This window comes from Paenibacillus sp. MER 180 (assembly GCF_023713665.1).
GTDB classification, from domain to species: Bacteria; Bacillota; Bacilli; order Paenibacillales; family Paenibacillaceae; genus Paenibacillus_B; species Paenibacillus_B suaedae.
Genome location: NZ_JAMAVT010000011.1, coordinates 49,485 through 72,027 on the forward strand (window position 1 = coordinate 49,485; position 22,543 = coordinate 72,027).

The 22,543-nt window shown below is 45.3% G+C and carries 17 protein-coding genes and 3 pseudogenes; 15 read left to right on the forward strand and 5 right to left on the reverse strand.

The genetic code is table 11. The features are described from left to right. Positions 1–101 precede the first annotated feature (101 nt). The 7 genes from M3661_RS18340 to M3661_RS18370 all read left to right on the forward strand — a co-directional run bounded on the left by M3661_RS18340 (position 102) and on the right by M3661_RS18370 (position 8,123). Positions 102–776, forward strand: a complete 675-nt coding sequence (locus M3661_RS18340; protein WP_251487332.1) for a hypothetical protein — start codon at positions 102–104, stop codon at positions 774–776. Further along, positions 773–2,188 carry a phage baseplate assembly protein V gene (locus tag M3661_RS18345; RefSeq protein WP_251487334.1) on the forward strand — a complete coding sequence of 472 codons (1,416 nt, stop codon included), beginning with the start codon at positions 773–775 and terminating at the stop codon, positions 2,186–2,188. Before M3661_RS18340 ends, M3661_RS18345 begins: the two co-directional genes overlap by 4 nt. 75 nt (positions 2,189–2,263) lie before the next feature. After that, positions 2,264–3,553, forward strand: coding sequence for a pentapeptide repeat-containing protein (locus tag M3661_RS18350; RefSeq protein WP_251487337.1), 1,290 nt, complete (start codon positions 2,264–2,266; stop codon positions 3,551–3,553). A 14-nt stretch (positions 3,554–3,567) separates the two neighbouring features. Continuing rightward, positions 3,568–4,074, forward strand: coding sequence for a hypothetical protein (locus tag M3661_RS18355; protein WP_251487604.1), 507 nt, complete (start codon positions 3,568–3,570; stop codon positions 4,072–4,074). A 16-nt stretch (positions 4,075–4,090) separates the two neighbouring features. Beyond that, the gene (locus M3661_RS18360; RefSeq protein ID WP_251487340.1) at positions 4,091–4,507 is read left to right on the forward strand and encodes a DUF4280 domain-containing protein; all 417 of its coding nucleotides are present in this window, start codon (positions 4,091–4,093) and stop codon (positions 4,505–4,507) included. Between the two features lie 75 nt (positions 4,508–4,582). Next, on the forward strand, positions 4,583–7,603 hold the full coding sequence (locus M3661_RS18365) for a CdiA C-terminal domain-containing protein (RefSeq protein ID WP_251487343.1): 3,021 nt from the start codon (positions 4,583–4,585) through the stop codon (positions 7,601–7,603). Between the two features lies 1 nt (position 7,604). Next, positions 7,605–8,123 carry a hypothetical protein gene (locus M3661_RS18370; RefSeq protein ID WP_251487346.1) on the forward strand — a complete coding sequence of 173 codons (519 nt, stop codon included), beginning with the start codon at positions 7,605–7,607 and terminating at the stop codon, positions 8,121–8,123. Between the two features lie 511 nt (positions 8,124–8,634). Here the strand turns inward: M3661_RS18370 and M3661_RS18375 are convergent. After that, positions 8,635–9,357 (reverse strand): IS4 family transposase, encoded by a 723-nt coding sequence (locus M3661_RS18375; protein ID WP_251487349.1) that lies wholly within the window; start codon positions 9,355–9,357, stop codon positions 8,635–8,637. Next, positions 9,302–9,775 (reverse strand): hypothetical protein, encoded by a 474-nt coding sequence (locus tag M3661_RS18380; protein ID WP_251487352.1) that lies wholly within the window; start codon positions 9,773–9,775, stop codon positions 9,302–9,304. Before M3661_RS18380 ends, M3661_RS18375 begins: the two co-directional genes overlap by 56 nt. 110 nt (positions 9,776–9,885) lie before the next feature. On the opposite strand from M3661_RS18380, the gene M3661_RS18385 reads away from it, so the two are divergent. Together M3661_RS18385 and M3661_RS18390 are read left to right on the forward strand one after the other, a co-directional pair. Beyond that, positions 9,886–10,293, forward strand: a complete 408-nt coding sequence (locus M3661_RS18385) for a hypothetical protein (RefSeq protein WP_251487355.1) — start codon at positions 9,886–9,888, stop codon at positions 10,291–10,293. Between the two features lie 411 nt (positions 10,294–10,704). Further along, positions 10,705–11,499: pseudogene (locus M3661_RS18390) on the forward strand (contractile injection system protein, VgrG/Pvc8 family); the annotation flags it as partial. Between the two features lie 171 nt (positions 11,500–11,670). On the opposite strand, the pseudogene nfi reads toward M3661_RS18390, so the two are convergent. Continuing rightward, a pseudogene (nfi, locus tag M3661_RS18400) lies at positions 11,671–12,344 on the reverse strand (deoxyribonuclease V). 218 nt (positions 12,345–12,562) lie between these two features. On the opposite strand from nfi, the gene M3661_RS18405 reads away from it, so the two are divergent. Both M3661_RS18405 and M3661_RS30815 read left to right on the forward strand, forming a co-directional pair. Further along, positions 12,563–13,084 (forward strand): hypothetical protein, encoded by a 522-nt coding sequence (locus M3661_RS18405; RefSeq protein WP_251487358.1) that lies wholly within the window; start codon positions 12,563–12,565, stop codon positions 13,082–13,084. A 250-nt stretch (positions 13,085–13,334) separates the two neighbouring features. Then, positions 13,335–13,995: pseudogene (locus M3661_RS30815) on the forward strand (IS30 family transposase). A gap of 30 nt (positions 13,996–14,025) precedes the next feature. On the opposite strand, the gene M3661_RS18415 reads toward M3661_RS30815, so the two are convergent. Beyond that, a complete protein-coding gene (locus tag M3661_RS18415; RefSeq protein ID WP_251487363.1) occupies positions 14,026–15,372 on the reverse strand; it encodes an erythromycin esterase family protein in 1,347 nt (448 codons plus the stop codon). A 357-nt stretch (positions 15,373–15,729) separates the two neighbouring features. Continuing rightward, on the reverse strand, positions 15,730–18,087 hold the full coding sequence (locus tag M3661_RS18420) for a glycosyl hydrolase family 18 protein (protein ID WP_251487365.1): 2,358 nt from the start codon (positions 18,085–18,087) through the stop codon (positions 15,730–15,732). A gap of 759 nt (positions 18,088–18,846) precedes the next feature. On the opposite strand from M3661_RS18420, the gene M3661_RS18425 reads away from it, so the two are divergent. The 4 genes from M3661_RS18425 to M3661_RS18440 all read left to right on the forward strand — a co-directional run bounded on the left by M3661_RS18425 (position 18,847) and on the right by M3661_RS18440 (position 22,513). Continuing rightward, the gene (locus M3661_RS18425) at positions 18,847–20,145 is read left to right on the forward strand and encodes an SPFH domain-containing protein (protein WP_251487367.1); all 1,299 of its coding nucleotides are present in this window, start codon (positions 18,847–18,849) and stop codon (positions 20,143–20,145) included. A gap of 12 nt (positions 20,146–20,157) precedes the next feature. Continuing rightward, on the forward strand, positions 20,158–20,904 hold the full coding sequence (locus M3661_RS18430; RefSeq protein ID WP_251487370.1) for a hypothetical protein: 747 nt from the start codon (positions 20,158–20,160) through the stop codon (positions 20,902–20,904). A 103-nt stretch (positions 20,905–21,007) separates the two neighbouring features. Then, positions 21,008–21,694, forward strand: coding sequence for a TFIIB-type zinc ribbon-containing protein (locus M3661_RS18435; protein WP_251487373.1), 687 nt, complete (start codon positions 21,008–21,010; stop codon positions 21,692–21,694). Positions 21,695–21,823: 129 nt separating this feature from the next. Continuing rightward, the gene (locus M3661_RS18440; protein WP_251487376.1) at positions 21,824–22,513 is read left to right on the forward strand and encodes a hypothetical protein; all 690 of its coding nucleotides are present in this window, start codon (positions 21,824–21,826) and stop codon (positions 22,511–22,513) included. Positions 22,514–22,543 lie beyond the last annotated feature (30 nt).

Genomic DNA, 22,543 nt, shown 5'->3' on the forward strand with positions numbered 1-22,543 from the left:
TCATCGGATCACAGACCGGATGTCATTTATTCGAACGACAGCGCTTCGATTCCGATTGCATTTTCCAAAAAGTCATATTTTTTTAAGAAGGGACTACCCTTATGAACTATATGGACGAGCAGATCCTTAGCATCAAAAACAAGCTTAATCAGAATGCTGCATCTAATAATGAAAATACGATCCTATCTCAAACGACTGTAAATAATCACGATAAAAACATAACTGAAAAAAACTCAACGTTATGGCTGGGCGATAAGCTCATTACCTTGGAAATGAGAGCGATTTTGGACGGACAAATGGCGGCTAGCGTCCCGAAATTCTTTAAGCTAATGCCGCTTGCGCAAGCCAAGTTTAAATATCCTTCGGAGCATCGTCCGGAGCTCATTTATACTTCGGAGGATGGAACGGTGAATATCACCTTTAATCGAACCGAAACCCCTTTGACGGTCGAGGGGCTGCCTGATTTTGTCGAGCAGATGGCAGATGTTCTGCGGTCAGTACAACCGATCCGTAACTGGATGGGTACTCAAGTGATTGTGAATCGTTCCGGTCTATCCATCGGGCAAATCCGTTTTATAGCTGCAGGCGTGGATACGAATTTGTACAACGAGATCCTGTTGTTCATCCATGCAGGACAGGTGATGATGGGGACGTTTAACTGTGTGGAATCGGACTTGGAGGTATGGCTGCCTGTTGCGGAACATACGGTACAGTCGCTCCAAACGGTGTCAGTGCCCTTGCCTCCTACGTTTGAGAAAGGAGCGTATTCGCTATGAGCATAGGCTACGAAAATATCCAAATCCATCCTTACGAGCTGGTCAAACTGGAGCAGCTTACCCTCACGAAGAAAATCAACGAGCACACCCGTCTCTATTTTACCGGGATCATCCCCGAGGAGCTACGGGATAGCTATGTGGAAAAGACAGAGAAGAACACGGTCATTCAGGTGAGTCAGCGGGACGAATCGGGCGAAAGCAAGCCGTTATTCAGCGGGATCGCACTAACGGTCGAAGTAAGGGTTGAAAGGGACGTTTACTACCTCATGGTTGAGGCCATTTCTCATACCTACCGGATGGATATCCAACAGCGTACCCGCTCTTTTCAATATACGAAGATGACGATTCCTCAGATGCTGGAGATCGTCGGCAAGGATTATGAAGGGCTGGATGTGATTGATGGGGCGACAGGCGGAGAGCCCATCAGCCGAATTGCCATCCAGTATCAGGAGACGGACTGGGCTTTTTTAAGACGCATGGCTTCCCACTATCATACGAGTCTAATGCCTGTGGCCCGTTTTGATAGTCCTAAATTTTATTTCGGCATCGAGGATAGCCCTGCACAAGTGGTGCTGGATCATACCCGTTATACCGTTCGCAAGCAAATGCTGCCTTTTCGCTATTTTCAGGAGAATGAACAGGCAAAGGTGGGCGAGAATGATTTTATTGTTTATGAGGTAGAGACGGACGAGGTGCTGGACTTGGGGGCTCGGTTAGCTTTTAAGGGACATAGTTTGTTTGTCATTGAGGCCTATACGGAGATGAGGCAGGGCTTACTGCGTCATCAATATGTGCTTACTTCGTACCAAGGATTGCGACAGAAACGTTATTATCAGGACAAACTGGCTGGTGCTTCGTTAGGCGGGGTGGTCGTGGACGTGCGTCAGGATCAGGTACGTATTCATCTGGACTGCGATGAGAAGCAGGCGGTCGAGCAGGCGCATTGGTTCACCTATTCGGCGGTGTATAGCGGCGGAGGACATACAGGCTGGTATGTAATGCCGGAGAAAGGGGATCCGGTGTCTTTATATTTCCCGGGAAGTCGTGAAGAAGATGGCGTTGCGGGAAGTGCGGTCCGACGTGCGGGTAGAGGAAGCGGACACAACAAGTTCTCCAATCCGCAGATAAAGATCTGGCGAACGCCCCATGGGAAGGAAATCCGTCTGGGACCGGATGAACTTGTCGTGACGGGGAAAGATGGCTCTATTTTTATCAAGCTGGACGACAAGGAAGGTATTCATATTGTGAGCAGCAAGCAGGTAAGTATCTCGGCGGGTGGCAATTTGAGCTTGTCTGCAGGGAAGAAGATGAGCTTGTCCGCAGGCAGCGAGCTGCGTATGGACTGCAAGGGCAGTCATATTCAATTGAGCGGATCAGCCGATATGAAGGGCAGCGAAGTGAAGTCGAATTAGGCTATAGTTCGCGAAGGAATGAAGGCAGCTTGATGATATGACCTATGAAGAGCTTCAGATTGCGGAGGAATGTAAATGGAGAAGCCTCAAGAAGAGCTAGACCCGCAGCAAGCCGCCTCGAATCTGGCGTGGTACCTGATCCGCAGACACTGGGCACTGAAGTTCAAGGCGGTGCAAGAACAGCGGATGAAGGCCTGTATCGAGGACTTTCGGGGGTACTGCCGGGATATTCGACAAGCGCAGATTCAAGGGAAAAAGGGGGAAATCGGCTATATTACGTACTCCGCGCTTCGTACCACATGGCTGGAGGAGCGGCCTGCTTATCTTGTAGAAGCTTCAGATGCCTTATGGATGCTTGATCCCCAGCCGATCCGATTTGAATGGGATGCGAGCTGGTCATATTCCTATTGGTCCGATTTCCGGCAGCAATTGCAAGGGGAAGTAGAGAAGCGGAGTGTTTCACTATCGGAGCTTGAATGGGAGCATGCCATGCTGGAGGCGGCAGCACATATTCATGCACTCCTTGTAAATATGGTTCGTCTCGCGATGAAGCAGGCCGTGTGCTTGCCGGAATTTCAAGAGTTGGAGCGGGAAGAAACGTTCGAGATTCGTGTGGGCGAATACATGGACCACAGTGTATCGGTGTATCGAGAAGATCACAGAGCCATGGAGGCAGATGAGATTCGGTTATGGCTAGAGGAAAAAGAAGAGCATGCATATGGTTATCAGGCGTTGACCCAAGTCCAACTGTCGGATGGAGATTATAGTTTGCTGGATTTTCGCTATACAGCTTTTCGCCAGATTGAGATGGAGCATAGCCGTCTATATGGCTGTGTTTTAGTAGGAACGGTGTGGCAGGAGAGTCAGTTGAATGGTAGCGACTTGACATACAGCTTGCTTCATGGTGCCGATTTCAGCGGATGCTCGATGAAAGGAGCGATATTGGATGCCGTTATGGGCAGCGCCGGATATGGATCAGATGTTTCTTTGGATTGGGAGCCATTGGGTTTTGCCGGTGTAGATTTCACAGGGGCAAGCTTGCATAAGGCCAGCTTTCAAGGTGCGCAGTTGCGTGGAGCCGTATTTCAAAATGCGTTACTTCAAAGAGCGATTTTTACCGGAGCGGATCTAACGGATGCCTGCTTTGCTGGGACAGATCTATCAGGCGCATCTTTTGCCGGCGCTTGTTTGATTGGGGCTGATTTTACGGGAGCTAATGTACAAGGAGTCATTTTTACAGATGTACAGCGTAGAGAAGCCATTGGATTGGACTCAGGAACCTTTGAGAAATCCCATCTATATAGTGATCCATCTGCGCCTGCACAGTCGAGGGACGCCGTTAGTAAAAGGGAGTGGCTGCAGTGAGATATTTTCGACTGATGGTAGACGAGCGGGTAAAGAACAGAGTGGAGCCTGCTGCGATGTCTCCTTTGCAAGTAAGAGATATCCTGGCAGATCCTCAGGGACAGAATCAGCAGGAGGACCCTCTTTTTCTAGCTGTACAAACCAATAAACAAACGGTGTACCCGGATTTTTTGGAATTTCCTCTGCCGCTGGTGTCGGATCGGATGAAATCATTATTGGAGAAATACATGCCGGGACTGGAATGGAGAGCGGTCATTCTTACCGATTTCAAGCAGGCCAAACAGGACGTATACTGGTTGCTTCGTCCGCCGATGGAAGATTGTTTGTCCACACAAACGGAATGGTACCCCAATCAGACATTGAAGCGTTTGGTACTGAGACAGGGGGAGTTGGAGTCGCCTGTTTTTCGGATTAAGGGCTCCATCGAACCTCATATTTATATCCATTTGGCTGTGGCGGAAAGCTTGTTGCGACGATTCTTTACAGGCATTCGATTGCAAAGAGTTGAGATGGAGGCATGAAGGGGGAGAGAGTAGGATGGAAGAAACTCAGGTGAAACCGGGAAGCGCTGCGAAAACAAGCTATGTCGTGGCAGGAGCGATCTTAAGCTGTAGTTATGGTACGCAGCCTACCCGTCTGAAAAGGCCTTTTAGCCATGGCGTCTACATTAAAAACAAAGCACAAATGAATATTGGGGATTACGTGCCCGGGGTGAACATCGAGTCTTTTGGAAACTGCTCCAGCCCTCTGAATCCAGCCGTGCAGGCCAGTGAGATGGTAGATATCTATGGTGTGAAGAAGGCTCCGTGTGTTCCGGTGCTGACCATGCCGTGGCTGAACGGGAAAAGTGATGTGAAGATCGAGGGTCAGCCTGCCTTGATGAAGAACTGTACCCTTCAGTGTCTATATTGTGGTCATATCCAAATCGAAAATGACGGGCAGGAGTTGGATTAAGGTTCTGTTCTCAAAGGCGTCAGGTTTCGGAAGTGACCGCGGCTTTATGCCGCCCGAAAGGAGAGATGAGCTCACTTGAGTGCATTACATAACGAAATCGGATATGAAAGTCTGCGTTTCTACGGTCCCTTTCAGCCTCAACATATAGAGAAGCTTCAAATTACAAGAACCATCAACGATCACGCATATGTAACGGTAAGCGGCATGCTGTCGGAAGAGCAGGGAGCTGCATGCATTGGACAGAACATGGAAGAGGAACCGATCGTTATCCGCCAACTAGATGAGCAGGGACAATCGGTAAGACGATTGTTTCATGGCATCGTTACGCGCCTATCCGTGCATTGCATTCGGGGCGTGTATACCTTTGAACTGGAAGCCGCTTCGCATTCCTATCAGATGGATATCCAGATCAAGAAGCGATCCTATCAGGATACTCATCGTACCTACGATGATCTGGTCACAACGATGATTCGAAAATACAAGTATGGAGACGCGATTGATACCGTAACCAACAATACCAAACTGGGAACTTTTGTTTTACAATATGAGGAGACGGATTGGGCATTTTTAAAGCGTCTGGCCGCTCGCTTTGGGTCAGTGCTGGTGCCGGAGGTAACTGCAGCGTCGCCTAAGGTCTTCTTCGGAATGCCGGTAGGCAAACTGTACAAGCTGGAACGGGATGTAAGTTACCAGGTTCGTAGGACGTTCCATGAGCTGGAGACGGGGAAGCCGGGAAAACGTGCGGGCTCGTATGTGACCTACGTGTTCGAAAGCCTGCAATACTATGCGTTGGGTGATAGCATCGCGTTACCGATTGGACCTGGGAAAGAGCTAGTTGTTGTTCGGGCAGTAACACGGATGAAGGATGGACTGCTGCTTACCCGTTACGATCTCCAGGCTGAACAAGATATTCGCTATGCCCGCTATGAGAACGATCAAGCTACGGGGATTGCGCTGTCGGGCAGCGTGTTGCAGGTACAGCAAGATTTGGTACAGCTCCAACTGGATATCGACCCTAAGCAAGACCCGGCTAAGGCATGCTGGTTCCCGGTGGCCACTCGCTATGCAGCGGAAGAGCATAGTGGCTGGTACGATATGCCAGAGGTTGGGGCGCGTGTGGAGCTTTATTTGCCGACGAACCGGGAGCATGAAGCCTATGTCATGGATTCGCGACAGCATCGCCACGCACAAGGGGAGCCAGACGTTAAAGTATGGAGACATGCGCAAGGAAGCGGCGTGGATATGTCTAAACAAGAGCTGACCCTGTCTACCTCGGGAGGATTTTCAATTACACTCCATGAAGGGAACGGCATTACCGTCAGCAGCCCGGGAGATGTGCGGATTCAAGGCGGTCACGTGAAGCTGGATGCGGGTCAGGAGCTGTCGCTTACAGCGGGAAGTGCATTGTACCTCACAGGTGGAGCCAGCAGCATGGTACTAGACGGTGAAACGGATATCAAGGCCCCGGTGGTGGATCAAGAGGGAACGGTGAAGGCTCCAGTGTTCGTCATGGATCTTCCTTCTGTATCAGAGCCGCCACTAATGAACATCAAAGACTATGAAGCAGCACAAGCCGCAGCCAAGAAGGGTTCATCTAACAACACAAATACCCCGACCGCGAAGATCACGAACCCGGCGGATCAAAAACAAGCCGATGGATTGCTGGGTACGGAGTCCAAACTGCTAGGCGCTATTCCGATGATAGGGGCAGTAGCTGGAGCAGTAGTGGGAGTAGCAATGGGAGCGGCATTAGGCGGATTTGTCGGAGCGGCTGTGAGTACGGGTCTACTGGCAAGTGCTGCTGTTCCTGTTCGCAGTACAGGGACGAGTCATGTTGGAGGTGGAGGCGCAAAAGGTGGATTGCATCCACTGAAATATCTGGCCGGTTTGTTCATGCAAGGACTCATCAGTCAATACGAGCACGAGAAAGCCAAAGATGCCTATTATAGTAAGTGGCTGCTGGGCAAGGTGTTCACAAGTGCGCGTCATATAGCAAGTTCTGGTGGTCTACGAGAGTTGATTCAAAACATGGTGATAGAGTCAAATGCGATAGCTCATGCGTATCAGCAGGTTCCACCCGAACTGAGACAACGCTGGAAGGCGAACTACGATCGTTACATGGCAGAGCAGCTGCAACTGAAGCTAGAAGAAAATAGTGGTTGGGAAAGTAAACCAGCGAAGAAAGATTTTGTAGACATTTATCTGGTAGATCCATTTATAGAACTTGTCACCGGTGAAAAGCCCGGTATAAAAACCCAGGGCCAACAAGTGCTAGAAGCTGAATTGATTTCTATGCAAATGCAGCAACAATTAGTATTAACTGAGTTTTCGTCGGATCTGCAAGCTGCTTTGCGCGGTGCAGCAAGTGCTGATAGGATAGCTGAGGTGGTGTCTAAGTCTCCAAAACCATCTGGGGGAATACCAAAGGGGACGCCTAAACCGGCGAGTACGAGTAACCATTTTGAGGGGACGGGTAGTGGTGAGAGTTATTCTGGAAAGATACCTCGATCTGGACCAGAATGGGATGATTATTTCCGTTCAAAATATGGTGATAAGAATGTAGAATGGAAAACTAGTTCAGAGTACTATCTACATCCTCCTAAATATATTCCTTATACACCTAAAATCAGACCAAATGCAATAATTACAAAGCCTTCATTACCTAAAAGTGGGAAACCAGAGGGGAATTATGCTAAGATTCCACCAAAAGGTGATAGAGGATTAACGAGGCAAAATGAATCTGCTGATGTACTTGCAGAACAACGATATCGTACAACAATGCTTGACGAATTTGACAATGGTAACGGGTATGGAATCGTTCCCGAAAAAAGTCCAGACTTTATCATAGAGGGGCAGGTGTTTGATTGTTATGCTCCTAATACAACTATTCAAAAGAACGTACTTGACATGCTTAGAGATAAAACTACAAAACAAGCTAGGCGAATAGTGCTAAACTTAAATGATTACCCTGTTGAAAAAAGGGCTGAGCTTATTGAAAATCTAATTAGTCAAACACACAAGGATTTAAAATACCTAAATGAACTCCTAATTATCGAAGGTCGTCAAGTAACTAGAGCATACTGGAGGTTTGAATAAGATGGATTTTAGACTATCAGTTGGTTCTAATTTGCCTAAAGAAGAATTGGGGAAATTGCTTTACAATATGATTTACGAAGTATTATTTGTAGAATTAATTAATTATGAGGCAGAGGTATGGGATCGAACTGGTACTCAATACGTGAGCATCGGTTGCACATATTTTTCAATGAGCATTAATTTAGATGATGAAGATGACTATACAGAACGTTTTCGAGATATGAATCACGAAGCGTACGGTGTGAATACAAATGTACTTATTAGTATCCAATTTATAACGCGTACGTTTGATATCGGATGGTTAAAACTACTCGAAGTAATTGGAAAACTATTGCGGTTAAACAATCTGGATTTGGTTGTTGAGGATCACACAACGTATCCTCTATTAAAAAGGGATAAGGGGCGTTTGTTTATTAATAGTAGTTTAGATTATAGGACATGGTATATGACTACAGAAAATCTAGCACTACTGAATTATCCTTATCAAGAAGAAGATTTTTTTAAAGATAGTGAGAAATAGAAGGTGAATTCCCCTTGTTTGTAGAATGACATCAGAGTTTTTAAATTATCGTTTATTACAACCAACAGCGCCACAATGCGAGCTAATTGCCCATTGTGGCATTCTTTTTCATTTGCCGCTATATCTCAAGCAACACAAGCGGTGGCTGTTCAAAAAGACCCCATCCAGTACCGAATGAACTCACAATTCAATTAATACCAGACTTAACCCAGGCTTTGAATGATGGAGCTAAAATAGGTGATTTATACTTGTACACTACTAAAACAACCCCTGCCGAGTTTGGAGCAGCAAAGGTAGCTTGTCAAAATTGTACGTTTACTTTTAAAGGAAATGTTCTTGATGCACTTACTGGGTGGTATAAAGGAGACTAATAAATGATGAGTATGGATAAATTTAAGCAAATTTCATTAAGAGGTAGAGTTGCTTATGGAGTTAGCTGTTTTGAGAACGTCCTTCTAGCTTTAAAATATAATCTCAATGATTGGAAGATAGTTTTGAACAGGCCTGTTGATTAACCATATAACGGAAAATGTGGCTTTTCAAAAAGGACAGACCTCTCCCTTAAAATTGAAAGCTTTACAAGCCAAATCTGAGATAGCTGGTTAAGCAGCAAAAGTCGCGAAAACTGTACAAAAGTGAGAGCAGCATGACGCGGTACTACCAAACTGGCTGTATCATAGAAAAACTTCAACAATACATAGACAATCAAGGCGGAATAAAGCTGCCCATACACCGCATTTTCTGTTGTTCCAAATAAAGTCGGCACATTTAGATGCTGCTTGATCCAGCGAAAGAACAGTTCTATCTGCCAGCGGTTTTTATAAATCCCTGCGACTTGTTCTGCAGAGATCGTTCTTAGATTCGTAACCACCCGAATTTCATGGCCATGTCCATCGTGAAACGCAACAATTCTATGCCGTTCTTGAGAACGACATTGGGTGGTTCCAAGTAAACAAGTGATATCTCGAGTGATAGGAGAGCCTTCTGTTTTCTGACGACGCAAGGCGTGTGGGAGTACCGTGTGAATATTGTCTTTTAAGCGAATGACGAAAGATTGTCCTTCCCTCTTATAGCGATCCAATCGTTCGATTTTACCATATGCGCGATCTTGGACGAGAATATAGTCTGAATTCGCAAGCTCTTCGCCAACAGGCCCATCATGGCGGGATCCTACTGTTTCAACAACGTTCTGTGGTCGACCACTTGCTGCGTGAAAAGCAACATGCAGCTTCACTCCTGCTCGTTCGCCATGGAACGGGAGCCCAAGGCAGACGAGTCTTGCCTACGGTAATTGTTGTGGAATCGATAAGCAATAATTCTTTAGGAAACTTCAATTGACGCCGTGTCTGTCGGCTGCATTTCTGATGCACAAGATGAAATAACCGTTTGAACAGCTCAAAAGGAACATCCTTGGCTTTCTTCGAAAATGTTGAGTAATTAGCCCGAGTTAATCCGCAGGTAACCGCACGGTCAGCGCCATCTCGGTAACCATCCCACTGTTCGAAAGCCGCTTGTGCCCAGTATTGCAGCAAGGTGTAGACCGTAAACTTACGCGCGGTTTCATGGTAGCCTACCAGTTCGGCTAAATGAATTACTTCTTCTTCGAATAGAATAGATTGAAGTAATGACTGGAACATGGTAGACTTTTTCATGAGGTCACCTCTTTCGAATCGTGTTGTGTGGTGCAAACGATTTTACTGAAAAGGCGGCCTTTTTGCTGTGATATTTTTGTATTTTATTGGATAATCAACAGGCATGAGTTTTGAACTACTTATGGGAATTCACTAATTCTAGCAACTTAGAAGAATGTAATACAATTGCTAATGAATTAATTCCTGAGAATTTGCTGGAGTTTAAAACATATGAAAAGCATGAGTTTGAACGATTGAGCAAAGAGGAATTTCTGCACTTGTACAAACTGTATCAAGATATAGATGAATCCATTAACTTATTACTTTACAGTATTCATGAGCTTGGTGCTAGCCACGCATATGGTACGGTTAGTGGTTATGGTGAAAGTAGCTTAAAATCTTTGGAAAGACTTATAATTCTAATGTTAGATCACAAATATCCATTGCCAAGTGTATATCAATTCCTAACATACTCTATTAATGAAAATAAAGGATGGGGTAATAAGTTTGAGGGTACAAAATTATCTAAAATTCTGTAACGTCTTTTAAAGATTATATGTAAATTTAAAACATCAACAACAAAATCGTATAATACAATCAATAAACCAAAAAAACCTGACAACCAAACTTAATAAACTTTGAAGGCTTATTCCAACTTGAACAGTGAGGATGAGCCTTTTTAGTTAGTTGTCCCAGTCATAGATCAACCGAGTACCGGAAATGAAATCGTAGATCAAATAGCGGATCTTACTGGCGGCGCAGCAGGATTGGTTGTGAATCCAGGATGAGTTGGCACAAGTACACAGAACTTGTTCACAACAACGAATAAGAGGGTAAGTTCTTTAGCTGCTACCGAAGGCGGACAAATTGTACAAAATACGATTCCAAGGCGTTGGAAAAGATTATGCATCCCAATACCGCCTAGCGCATCACACATTACGACAGTTTGATGTTGGTTCCCGGTGGCCACTCGCTATGCAGCGGAAGAGCATAGTGGCTGGTACGATATGCCGGAGGTTGGGGCGCGTGTGGAGCTTTATTTGCCGACGAGCCGGGAACATGAAGCCTATGTCATGGATTCGCGACAGCATCGCCACGCACAAGGGGAGCCAGACGTTAAAGTATGGAGACATGCGCAAGGAAGCGGCGTGGACATGTCAGAACAAGAGTTGACCCTGTCTACCTCGGGAGGATTTTCAATTACACTCCATGAAGGGAACGGCATTACCGTCAGCAGCCCGGGAGATGTACGGATTCAAGGCGGTCACGTGAAGCTGGATGCAGGTCAGGAACTGTCGCTTACAGCGGGAAGTGCAATGTACCTCACAGGCGGAGCCAGCAGCATGGTACTAGACGGTGAAACGGATATCAAGGCCCCGGTGGTGGATCAAGAGGGAACGGTGAAGGCTCCAGTGTTCGTCATGGATCTTCCTCCTGTACCGGAGCCGCCACTAATGAACATCAAAGACTATGAAGCAGCACAAGCCGCAGCCAAGAAGGGCTCATCTAACAACACAAATACCCCGACCGCGAAGATCACGAACCCGGCGGATCAAAAACAAGCCGATGGATTGCTTGGTACGGAGTCCAAACTGCTAGGCGCTATTCCGATGATAGGAGCAGTAGCTGGAGCAGTAGTAGGAGTAGCAATGGGAGCAGCATTAGGCGGATTTGTCGGAGCGGCTGTGAGTACGAGTCTACTGGCAAGTGCTGCTGTTCCTGTTCGAAGTACAGGGACGAGTCAAGATAGAAGGGGTCAACTCATTCTATCTCCCCTACTTTCTTAAATATTTTCGTACAAGTTGGTCAGCCTGTCGAGTTACCTCAGGTAGTAAAGAGAAACCTTTAATAACCAATCACAAACTGTCGGCAGAGAAATGCGATGGCCAATGGATATAAAAAAAGTTATCTTACCTCTATTTGTCTTCTAAGTGAGCTAAATATCTATTTACCAATTGATCTGCCTGGCGAGTTGTCTCGGGTAAGCGGAAATGAGGAGCTAGCCGTAAAACCCATTGCATGCCGTAGGTAATGAGATTCGGTGTCCTACAGAGACATAAATAGGCTTTATATGATCCTGGGTTCTTAATACGATACCAACTTTGTCCGATTGATCAATGAGAGTTGCATATTCCCCTCTTTTTTGACCAGGTTCTTCGGAGTCTCCAATTAACTTGGTTTTACCACAACCTATTGTTGGAATATTAAACAGTACTCCCAAATGACTTGCTAATCCAAATCGTCTCGGATGAGCGACCCCTTGTCCATCACAGACTATTAAATCTGGTGTAATAGATATTTTACTGAATGCTTTAATAACCGAAGGTAATTCTCTGAATGAAAATAATCCAGGAATATAGGGGAAACTAGACCTACCTTCTACTACAGTGCTTTCAACTTGTTTTAGAGTAACGGCATCAAGTATTACAACGGCAGCTACTAATCTATCACTATAGGCTACGTCAACACCAGCAATATAGTTAACTTGATTTAGTTGGTCTTCCTTCATTACTTTTAAGGCAAGCTCCTTTTGGAGAATAATTGCCTGTGATTCGCTTAAATCCCATGAATGCTGAATAACTTGTTCGATATCATTTTCTCCTTTCATAGATAGATCGGTAGTAGTTTTTTTATTATAGCAAGACTCGTATGGTACTATATCGCAAAAGTAAGTTGATATAATGGTGATAGTTATTAGTACATAGACGTGGGGATCATTTTCTTTTTTTCTGATTTTAAGATAACAACATAGGGGACGGAACAAGCTAAACAAGGTTACCTTCTGAAAAGAGGAGAGTGAAATTGAATATGAATATTGATACATTTAAACTAATTTCATTCAGAGGTAGAGTTGCCTATGGTATTAGTTGTTTTGAGAATGCACTAATATCATTAAAATACAATTCAGATGATTGGAAGATTGTTTTGAGATATCTATGGGAATTCACAAGTTCAAATAACTTAGAAGACTGTAACTCAGCAACAGCTGAATTAATTCCTGAAAATTTAATGGAAACTAAAAAATATGATGAAGATTTTGAGCGGATAAGTGAAGATGAATACCTAAGTTTATATAATTTATATCAAAATATTGATGAATCAATAAATATCTTATTACGAGATATTCATGAACTGGGAGTTAGTCATGCTTATACTAATATTAGTGGGTATGGGAAACGAAGTCTGGATGCATTGGAGACACTTATCAGTCATATGTTAAATAACGACTTTCCATTACCTGATATCGAACCATTTTTGAAATCCTCTATAGAAGAAGACGAAGGGTGGGGAGATGAGTTTATTGGTGTAAAATTATCTAAAATTCTGTAAGGGACTGTCAATAATTTTGTGTAAACTTATTTACACCCCCAACAACAAAATCGTACAATATAACGACAAACTCGATTAAACACGTTTGATAAACTTTCAAAGGCTCATCCCACTTAAACGATAAGGAGGATGAGTCTCTTTAATATGACGGATTATAATATGAAGTGCGACATCTAGAAAACAAAAAGGCCCGTGTGAGTTTTGTGTAAAATGGGAATTACCACACCACCATTCATACAGGAGAACTAACATGAGCTACTCCCAACTTAACATAATTGAACGTAGCAAACTAGAAGCTCTGCATCGACTTGTTTGGACGACACGAGAAATTGTTTGTGAGTTGGGTAGACACCATTCCCTCATCGCACGAGAAATCGAACGCGGAAGCCTCAGAGCAGTATACGAAGCCCCGGTCGGCTCAACACGCTTATCGTTGCCGCAGCACCTAGTGCTTCTGTCGGCAACGATAAGCCTTAACTTGCAAATGAGAGCTGACCGAGAAGCTGGTTCAGGTTCGCAAGCGTGAAACCTTCGGCCACTGGGAGCTGGATACCGTTGTCTCTAGCCGTGGCAAAAGCAAAGCTTGTGTAGCCACTTTTATTAAGCGTAAGACTCGGCACTACTTAGTCTTTAGGATGCCCGATCGTAACGCCTATCGATGGAGGTTGCTTTTGGTGTTGTTGCCAGCCAGTATCCTCAAGCCGCCTTTCCAACCGCTACCGTAGATCGCGGGAAAGAGTTTGCTTGCTATGCCAACCTTGAGAACTCTCATAAATCTAAAAATTTATTTTGTAGATCCGTATTCTCCTGGTAACGAGGCTATCTCTCTCATTAATAATCGTCCACGTAGATGTCTAGGCTGGATGTCTGCTCACGAAGCGTTCATGAATGAACTGTCGTACTTAGCTTGACAATCCGTCAAATAAATAAATCCCAGGAATTCACCGTTTCCTGATCAGTTGAGATGGACTCACTTTCTGAATTTGAACAAGGATATCAAATGTTTTACCTAATGGTACATCAACAGTCGTTGGGAAATCTGGACCTACCGTTGTTACTCCGGCAAAAATGGTATGTTGCTCGTTTAGCCAAGTTTTAGTCACTCCGCTTGCCTTACGTAAATCAACAAAGAACTGGTCGTATTTTACTTGTCCAAAGGTATAGTTGTAACTATTCGGGTCATTTAATTTTAATGTTCCATAGGGACCGAATTCTTGGTTACTGTTGTAAACATTGTAACGTCCCTCATAGACAGATGTTCCAATGGATACATACCGTTTTCCATAGTGTTCTGCTAAATGCTGCCCAGCTACTTTAGGGTATACGAAGGGGATCATGTTTGTTTTCGAAACGTGCCCATTATGTCCCCACACGATTGTTTTTCCTATATGTTCTTCTGTCCATTTCGCATTCTCATACATGGCAATATCGTGTTCCAAATAAAAGTCTTCCAGGTTATCAGGATATGCGGCTGTCATTGTCGTAAATTGCTCGATAATACGGGCATTCTGTTTGATCCATGCGAACTCTGGGGATTTTCCATTCAGTTTATTTTTATTTTGCTCTAATAAAGCGCTGATTTGTTTCGCATCTGAAACATACCGTGCTTTCGTTTCTTTCTTAAGATCACCAAAGGTATCTAAATCCTTGGTTACAGGAATAAGGCCTTTCATCTTTTGTTCGAAACGAGTGACAAGTTTCGGATCGTATTTCTTTACATACGTTAGGATAGTGTTATAAACACTCTCGTTTACGGTTTGTATATCCATCCCGATGATCCGTATTTTGGATTTATGCTTTGGATCAGCATTATATTGGCGTATCCATTGAAGCAGATCTATGATTTCTTTCGTGTTAAATACAGGACTTAGATATTGGCTTGGGTCCCCTTTACCCGTAAGAACATAGCGATCGAGTCCCAATGCTCTGTCCCATCCCTCTTCTAACACTAAGGCCTTAAAGCCCATTTCAGCTGTCAAATAATTAACAATGCGATGCTTCATGGTAAAAACTTCGTGAGCTCCATGCGTCGCTTCGCCTAAACCAACAATTGTAGCTGATCCGATCATATCCTTAAGCGGTCTTAAATCCTGAAGAGATGCTGTTGGATCCGTTGACTTTAATAGCATGGCATGCTTTTCTAACCATTTTATCTGTTGAGCCATTTGATTTGTGTTGTAGGAACCTGTAACAGAAACTTCTGCTTTCGAAGTTGCATAAGTACTTCCTGTCAAACTAGTTAGAGTGATAATAGAGGCAGCAATTGCGATACCCATTTTCTTTTTCATAAAATCCTCCTGAAATACTTTATAAGTTGGTTTGTTAAGATAAATATATTCTAGTTCCTAAAAGTCTCTTTTTTCTTACTAGGTTCTTAAGTAAACCTTAAGATGCTTATGTATATACAAAAGACAAAGCAGCTGCAATCCTTATAGTTGAAGGAATATCTATTCAACCTCTTAAATCTGCTGTAAAGAAATCGGCTCCTACGTTTGTGCAGCAGCAGTTCAGGCATATCCATCTCTCAAGGAATACATAAAGAGGGCTTTCCTAAGAAAGTAGAAGATTCTACTTTTGGGAAAGCCCTTTTTTATTGCGTGTGCTGCTTATTCTATCCTTATCGCTAAATTATCTGCTTGACCGTATTAATGAGGCAAGTCGCTGGATACGACGGATTGCAGGGTGCGGTTTCTGTCTGCGTTCAGTTCCCAGAACATTGCGCCGCGTAATCCTTTGGATTTGATGAATTCATTCTTCAAATGAATGGATTGCTCGTCATCATACGAAATAAAGACTTTCGTAGATGGATTGTAGAGGAATGGGGTCTGCGTCACATTGTTCCAGTAGCGGGTATAGCCTTGGCCAGCAACCGTGTATTTGCCTGTAGAATCAGCAGACAGCAGGCCGATGTTCTGCATGTGGGCGAAGTCATACGTCGAGCCGCTGGAACCGCCAGTGGCTTCACCGGAACAGCTTTGGTACAATCCGTTGTTATTTGGACCTGCGTTGCATCCTTTCCAGCCATAGCCATAGAATGGTTCGCCTACGGTTATTTTATTGGCAGGAATGCCTTTATTCAAATAGTTGGTTACGGTGGAATTGATGTTGAATTGGCTGCTGCCGTTTGTGTTGGCTGGGTCGTTATACAATGGCGATCCGATGCCGCTTGTCGCATCCCATGGGCCATAGTAGTCGTAGGTCATGATGTTGATCCAGTCCAAGTACTGTGCAGCGTTGGACAGCCAGTTGTTGGTGCCGCCTGCATCGGCAAGGAAGCTGGAGTTCGCGCTGGAAGCGATCGTAATGTAGTAGCGCTTGCCGTCTTGTTGTCCGGCTTTATCAAGAGCTTGGCGAAGGGTTTGCAGCAGCAGGATGTAGTTGGCTTTGTCGGCTGTACGTTGGCAAGTCTGACCCGACGCGCAAGGTACGCCAATGTTGTTCGGATATTCCCAGTCGATGTCGATGCCATCGAATTGATATTGACGCAGGAAATTAACGGCGGAACTGGCGAAGTTGCCTCTTGTGACAGGGTCATTCGCGGTGTTGGAGAATTGGTTGGACCACGTCCATCCGCCGACGGAGGCGAATAATTTCAGATTCGGATTGGTGTTTTTCAGCTGTCTGATCGTAACCAATTGGTTGTATCCGCCATCAGCTGTACCGTCGGTAAATGAATCTCCAATTACGATGGAACCGTTCGGTGCATTATTTGCAGTGCCATTGCCGTTTTGACAGGTCCATGTGTTCGGATTTGGATTATCGGAGCTCTTGGAAGGATTGCCATGTTTGCCGTTCCAGCAAATATCAAGGAATGCATAATTGATGACCGTTACTTTTGTTGCGTCAACATTGGCAGGCGTAAAGGACGGCGTATCGTAAGCAGCCCAGCTTGGGAAGTAGCCAATAATCTCATATTGGGATGATGGTTGGGAACGTGTTGTAACGGTGAGTGCATTACTGGCGGCGGACACATTGCCTGCAGCATCTTTTGCTTTCACAGTAAAGGTGTAAGCAGTGTTGGCAGTTAAGCCTGTAACAGTGTAGGAAGTAGTTGTCGAAGAACCTGTCAGCGTCGTGCCATTATAAATATCGTATCCGGTGACACCGATGTTGTCTGTCGAAGCGGTCCAGCTTAATGATACGGAGTTCGTCGTTACGGTAGATGCTGTTAAGTTGGCAGGCGCTGTTGGTGGCTCCGTGTCTATAATAACAGCGCTTGTCGTGACATTGACAGGTGAGCTGGCTGGGGATACGTTGCCGGCGGCATCTTTCGCAGTGACCGTGAACGTGTAAGCAGTGCTGGGATTTAAGCCTGTAATGGTATAGGAAGTAGTTGTCGAAGAACCGGCAAGTATGGAGCCGTTGTACACATCATAACCTGTGACCCCCACATTATCCGTTGAAGCAGTCCAGTTCAATGTAACCGAGCTGCTGGTCACGTTGGAGGCGGTTACATTAGCAGGTACTGTCGGAGGTTGGGTATCCGGAACAATTGCCAATGTCGTTGCGTTTATAGGCGAACTGGCGGGGGAAATGTTGCCGGCAGCGTCTTTAGCTTTAATGGTGAAGGTATAGGTGGTATTTGGCGTTAAGCCTGAAGCGGTGAAGGAAGTTGTCGCAGTCGAGCCTGCAAGTGTCGTTCCATTATAGACGTCATAGCCCGTAACACCGACATTGTCGGTAGATGCCGTCCACCCAAGGGTGATGGATACGGTTGTGATATTGCTGGCCGTAACATTCGTTGGAGCAGTCGGCGGCTCCGTGTCGGTAGGAGCTAATTGTTTGCTCCACAGTGCAGGAACGTTTGGCGGTTCCCATCCGACAGGAGAGGTATGTCCTTGTACACATTGGTAGGTATCGGTTCCATAGGTGACGAGGTCTCCTGTTTTATAGACAGTATTCGGTGCCCAAGGTGAAGCGGCGAAGGCAGTCAATGGTACAGCTGTGAATACCAAGATGAAGACAAAAAACAAGACAGCACTAACTTTTTTGACCTTTCTCAATCTTAATCACACTCCGTTTCATATTGGGTTAGGTTCGCCAGACCTGAGGAATACAGCAAACATCTCCTTTCACTAACAAATCTATGTAATCGCATTCAAATTTCTTAGAACGATAGATGGATGCTAGGTGGATCAGAATGCGAAATTACAAGCCAGGGCAGGGTTAAGATGCTCAAATTAAGGCGGTATCTAAGACAAAAAATAGAAACAGCATAGTCTTGTATGTGATGAAGTTAGTGAAGTGTGAAGAAGGCGTTATTCATCTTAAGAATCCATGTGTTATAAAGAGGAGGAAGAGGCGGAATAAAGCGAATCGCTTTAACAATTTGCAGTCATCGTTTGACGTGTTGCTTGAAATTTAGTAGTTCATAAATACTGGGTCAAATCGAGGAGATCACAGTTACAGATTTTCCAGATAAACGTTTTAACACGAAAATAAATATATGCACGAGGCGAAGCGAGTATGAACGTTATGATGCCGAATGAAGCACGTGCTAGGGAAGGCCTATTTTTTTGATTTCCATTATGAGGATGGTGTCTGAAGCAGCTGCCTTATATAATAGAAATAGGAGCAGATAGAAGAAAGATTAGGAATGCGGACTTAATTATGGATACGTTTTGCAAGCTTCCTCGTAGTAGTAAAGTAGTGAATGTAGTGTATATCTTCATATTAATACAATCAGTTGATATAGGGAAGTAGAAACGATCCCTTTCGATGTGTATGGCTCCATACTATTATTGTCGGAGGTACTGCAGAATATGGCGATTATTGATGTAATCAAATATGATGGTTCACCTGATGTATTTGCATGGAAGTTTCCCAATCATGAGCTGGCAACGTGGTCGCAGCTTATCGTAAATGAGTCGCAGGAAGCAATTTTGTTCAAGGGCGGGCAAGCGCTCGATAGCTTCACAGCGGGCAGGCATACGCTTAGCACGGCGAATATTCCGATATTGAATCATATTGTTAACTTACCGTTCGGAGGGGACTCTCCGTTCACTGCGGAAGTATGGTATGTCAATAAGGTTCATTCTCTGAATGTAAAATGGGGCACGCGTACACCGCTTCAGTTGCAGGATCCTAAGTATCAGTTGTTCGTGAAGGTGCGTTCCTTCGGGCAGTTCGGCATTCAGATCGAAGATGCGCGCAAGTTCTTGGGCAAGCTTGTAGGCACACTGCCTGTATTCAATCAAGATACGCTGACCGAATATTTCCGCGGTGTGCTTATGATGAATATTCACCAGCTGATTTCTTCCTACTTCGTGCATCGCAAAATTAGTATATTAGAGATCAATGCCTACATATCGGATATTTCCAAGCATATTCAAGAACTGGTTGCACCGGTGTTCGAGGAATACGGCATTCGTCTGCTTAATTTCTATGTAGACTCGGTCAATACGCCTGAGGATGATCCAGCCACACAGCGTTTGCGGGAAGCGCTGGCGAAGCGGGCTGAAATGAATATTATCGGATTCACCTATCAGCAAGAGCGTACATTCGATACGCTTGGAGAGGTCGCTAGGAATGATAGTGGAGTGAAGTCAGATCTAATGGGTGCAGGTATTGGGCTTGGCATGGGGTACGGGGTTGGCGGTGCCGTAGGCGGCGTCATGACGCAGATGGCAGGCGAGCTTCGAGTTGATGCGCATGACAAGGTATGTCCGAAGTGCAATCGTGGCAATCAGCGAGATGCCTCCTTCTGCACAGTTTGCGGTACATCGCTGGCTGTAAGTGGCGGCACGGATAAGCCGGTTGAGGTGAAATGTCAGGCATGTGGGGAGCAGATGCCGCGTACGACCAAGTTCTGTCCTCACTGCGGGGATCCGTATAATCCATGCCCAGAATGTGGGGCTGACAATCCACCGGATCAAGGAGCTTGTATCGAATGCGGACAAGCGATGCCGGTTCCATGCCGACATTGCGGTGAGTCGGTATCTAGCAAGTCCAAGTTCTGCCCGCACTGCGGCGAGGTGACGACGCTTACTTGCAGCGGGTGCAACAGCGAGGTTAAGCCGGGGCAAAAATTCTGCGTGGAATGCGGCAATAAGCTGGTATAGGGGGAGAATATCATGAAGTGGGCATCACGGTTCAAGTGGATTACGTCAGCGATATTTCTCATTCTAGGAACGGTAACGGTTGGATTATTCTTTGGCCTGAGCGAGGAGGCATCTCGTGGCTTCTCATGGTGGCTGTCCTTCGGCTCGCTCATGATGGCAGGGGTGATCAGCTATCTATTCTGCATGAGTATGCTCGTCCATCTGTCCAAGCACAAGGATGAGGTTCCTATGAATTTATCAATGGGAGCCATCGCCTTCATTTACAATATTGCAGTTCTTGTACATATTGTGCTGTTTTGGCTCGTCCTGGATGTATCCGAGAAGCTGTACATGTGGATTCACATCATCACCTTTGCATTAGCGTTCATTTTGGCGCTCCTCATTGGCCTCACGCGATTATCTGTTGGCCGCTTGCAGAAGGATGAGAGTAATCGAATGCAATTTAAGAAGCGACTTCAGCTTGTCTTGCATGGAGCACGACTGGAATTGGAAGGCTGGGAGCATGCAGAGCGTGATGTGCTGCTGGAACTGATGGGCAAGCTGGAGGAGCAGGTGAAATATAGCGATCCGCTATCAGTACCGGCTATGGTGCTGGAGGAAGGACAGATCATGGATCAGGCCGCTCGACTGGAGGAAGGTGTACGATCTGTGGTGCATGATCGTAATACGGTATACAGCGCTGATGAACTGCGAGACATGATCCGGCAGTTGTCTAACGGAATGAAGCTGCGCAATGAGCAGTTGGCAAGTTTAAAATAGCAGTGGCGATGAATAGATGCCAGGGGTAGACAACGATATATAAAACATGAATGTATGCTCAATAGTTAAATATTTAAATAGATAGAAAGGTGAACTGAACTCCATGGGTGGTTTATTACGCACAATAGGAAGAGTGCTGCTCTTTTTGCAAGTTGCTTTTATTTTTGGCTTTTTCGTAAGCTTATCCCGTGTTACTCCTGCTGATGATCCGGTAGGTAAGCTAGGATTCTCTGTATTTGTATTCGGGATTCCAGGGCTCATGTCGTTCATCGGCGGCAAGTATTTGAAGAAACGTAAGGAAACACGGAAGATGATGCGGGAGCAGAATCTGATTCCGGCGCGCGATTCGCTAAGAGTGAGTGACTTGCTTCGATTCATCGGCTATATCATATTGTTTGGCATCGAGTGGAAGTATCTCACTGTATTGGCGGAGTGGCCTATACCTAAGTCTCAATTAACGACAATCTATGGCGTGGGGCTATTCTTCTTCATCCTCGGTATCTTCATGCTCTGGCGGGCTTCTCGAATCGATGCGAAGGCAGATGCGTTGTACATGCAGCAGCAAGCAGAGAACATGAACCCCTCAGACGAAGATAACGAAGACGATGAAGAAGAGAATGAGGATGGGGATGACGAACCGGTACATAGTCGTGCTGCTGCAGAGGTGGCTGCCAGTACGCCATTGCTTCCGAAGATGGTCAGCTGCCCCGGATGCGGCGCTCAGACCGAGGTACCTCCTCGATCTACTGCTTCTTGCGACTATTGCGGATCTGCGGTTCCGTATGAGTAAGCATCGCAAATTGCTAGGCGATAATTCTTGCTGTGCAGAAATCAGAGAAACCCGGGGTTGATAACCGAAATAAGCTCAACAGAGCTATAGATGATTTTAGTAGAATTCTGGAGGAATGGGAGACATATAATGAAGAAAGGCTCTTTTTTCAAAGTAGTAGGCGGAATCTTTTTATTTTTCCAAATCAGCTTTATCCTCTCGTTCCTTCTTAACTTGTCACAGCTTCACGAGATCGAGGATTGGTCCGGGAAATTGTTGTATTCTGTATTCGTATTCGGCATTCCAGGAATTTGTCTGTTCCGCAAGGGCAAGCAGCGAAGGACAAAAGCCGAAATCGAGCTGCAGCTTCGTCAGCGGGGCATAGTACTGCCCGCCAAGAAGCTATGGAGAGCCAGCAATTTCATGCGAGGCTTGGGCTGGATGATGATGTTATTCGTAGAGCTTATGTTGCTGGGAAATATGATGATCTGGTCGGATATGCAGGAAGAAGTAGAGATGCTGTTTGTTTTTGTATTATTACTGGGTGTTCCGGGTGCTCTTCTCGTGTGGGCAAGCACGAAGATAGATCGCAGTGCGGATGAAAAAGCTATGGTAGAACAGTATCGGGTACAATTGGGGAATGAGATGACCGATCTCGATGAATGGGGCGATAACTTTAAACCTTACGAACGTGCGGCCGCAAATTCAGCTGCTGCCAACAAGCCGATGCTCCCAAAAGTAGTCGACTGCACGGGTTGTGGTGCCCAGATTAAGGTGCAGCCTGATTCTGTAGCAGCATGTGAGTATTGTGGCTCCATGATGGCATACGATGTAGTGTAATATTATGGAGCTACTATGATTCAGAAATGA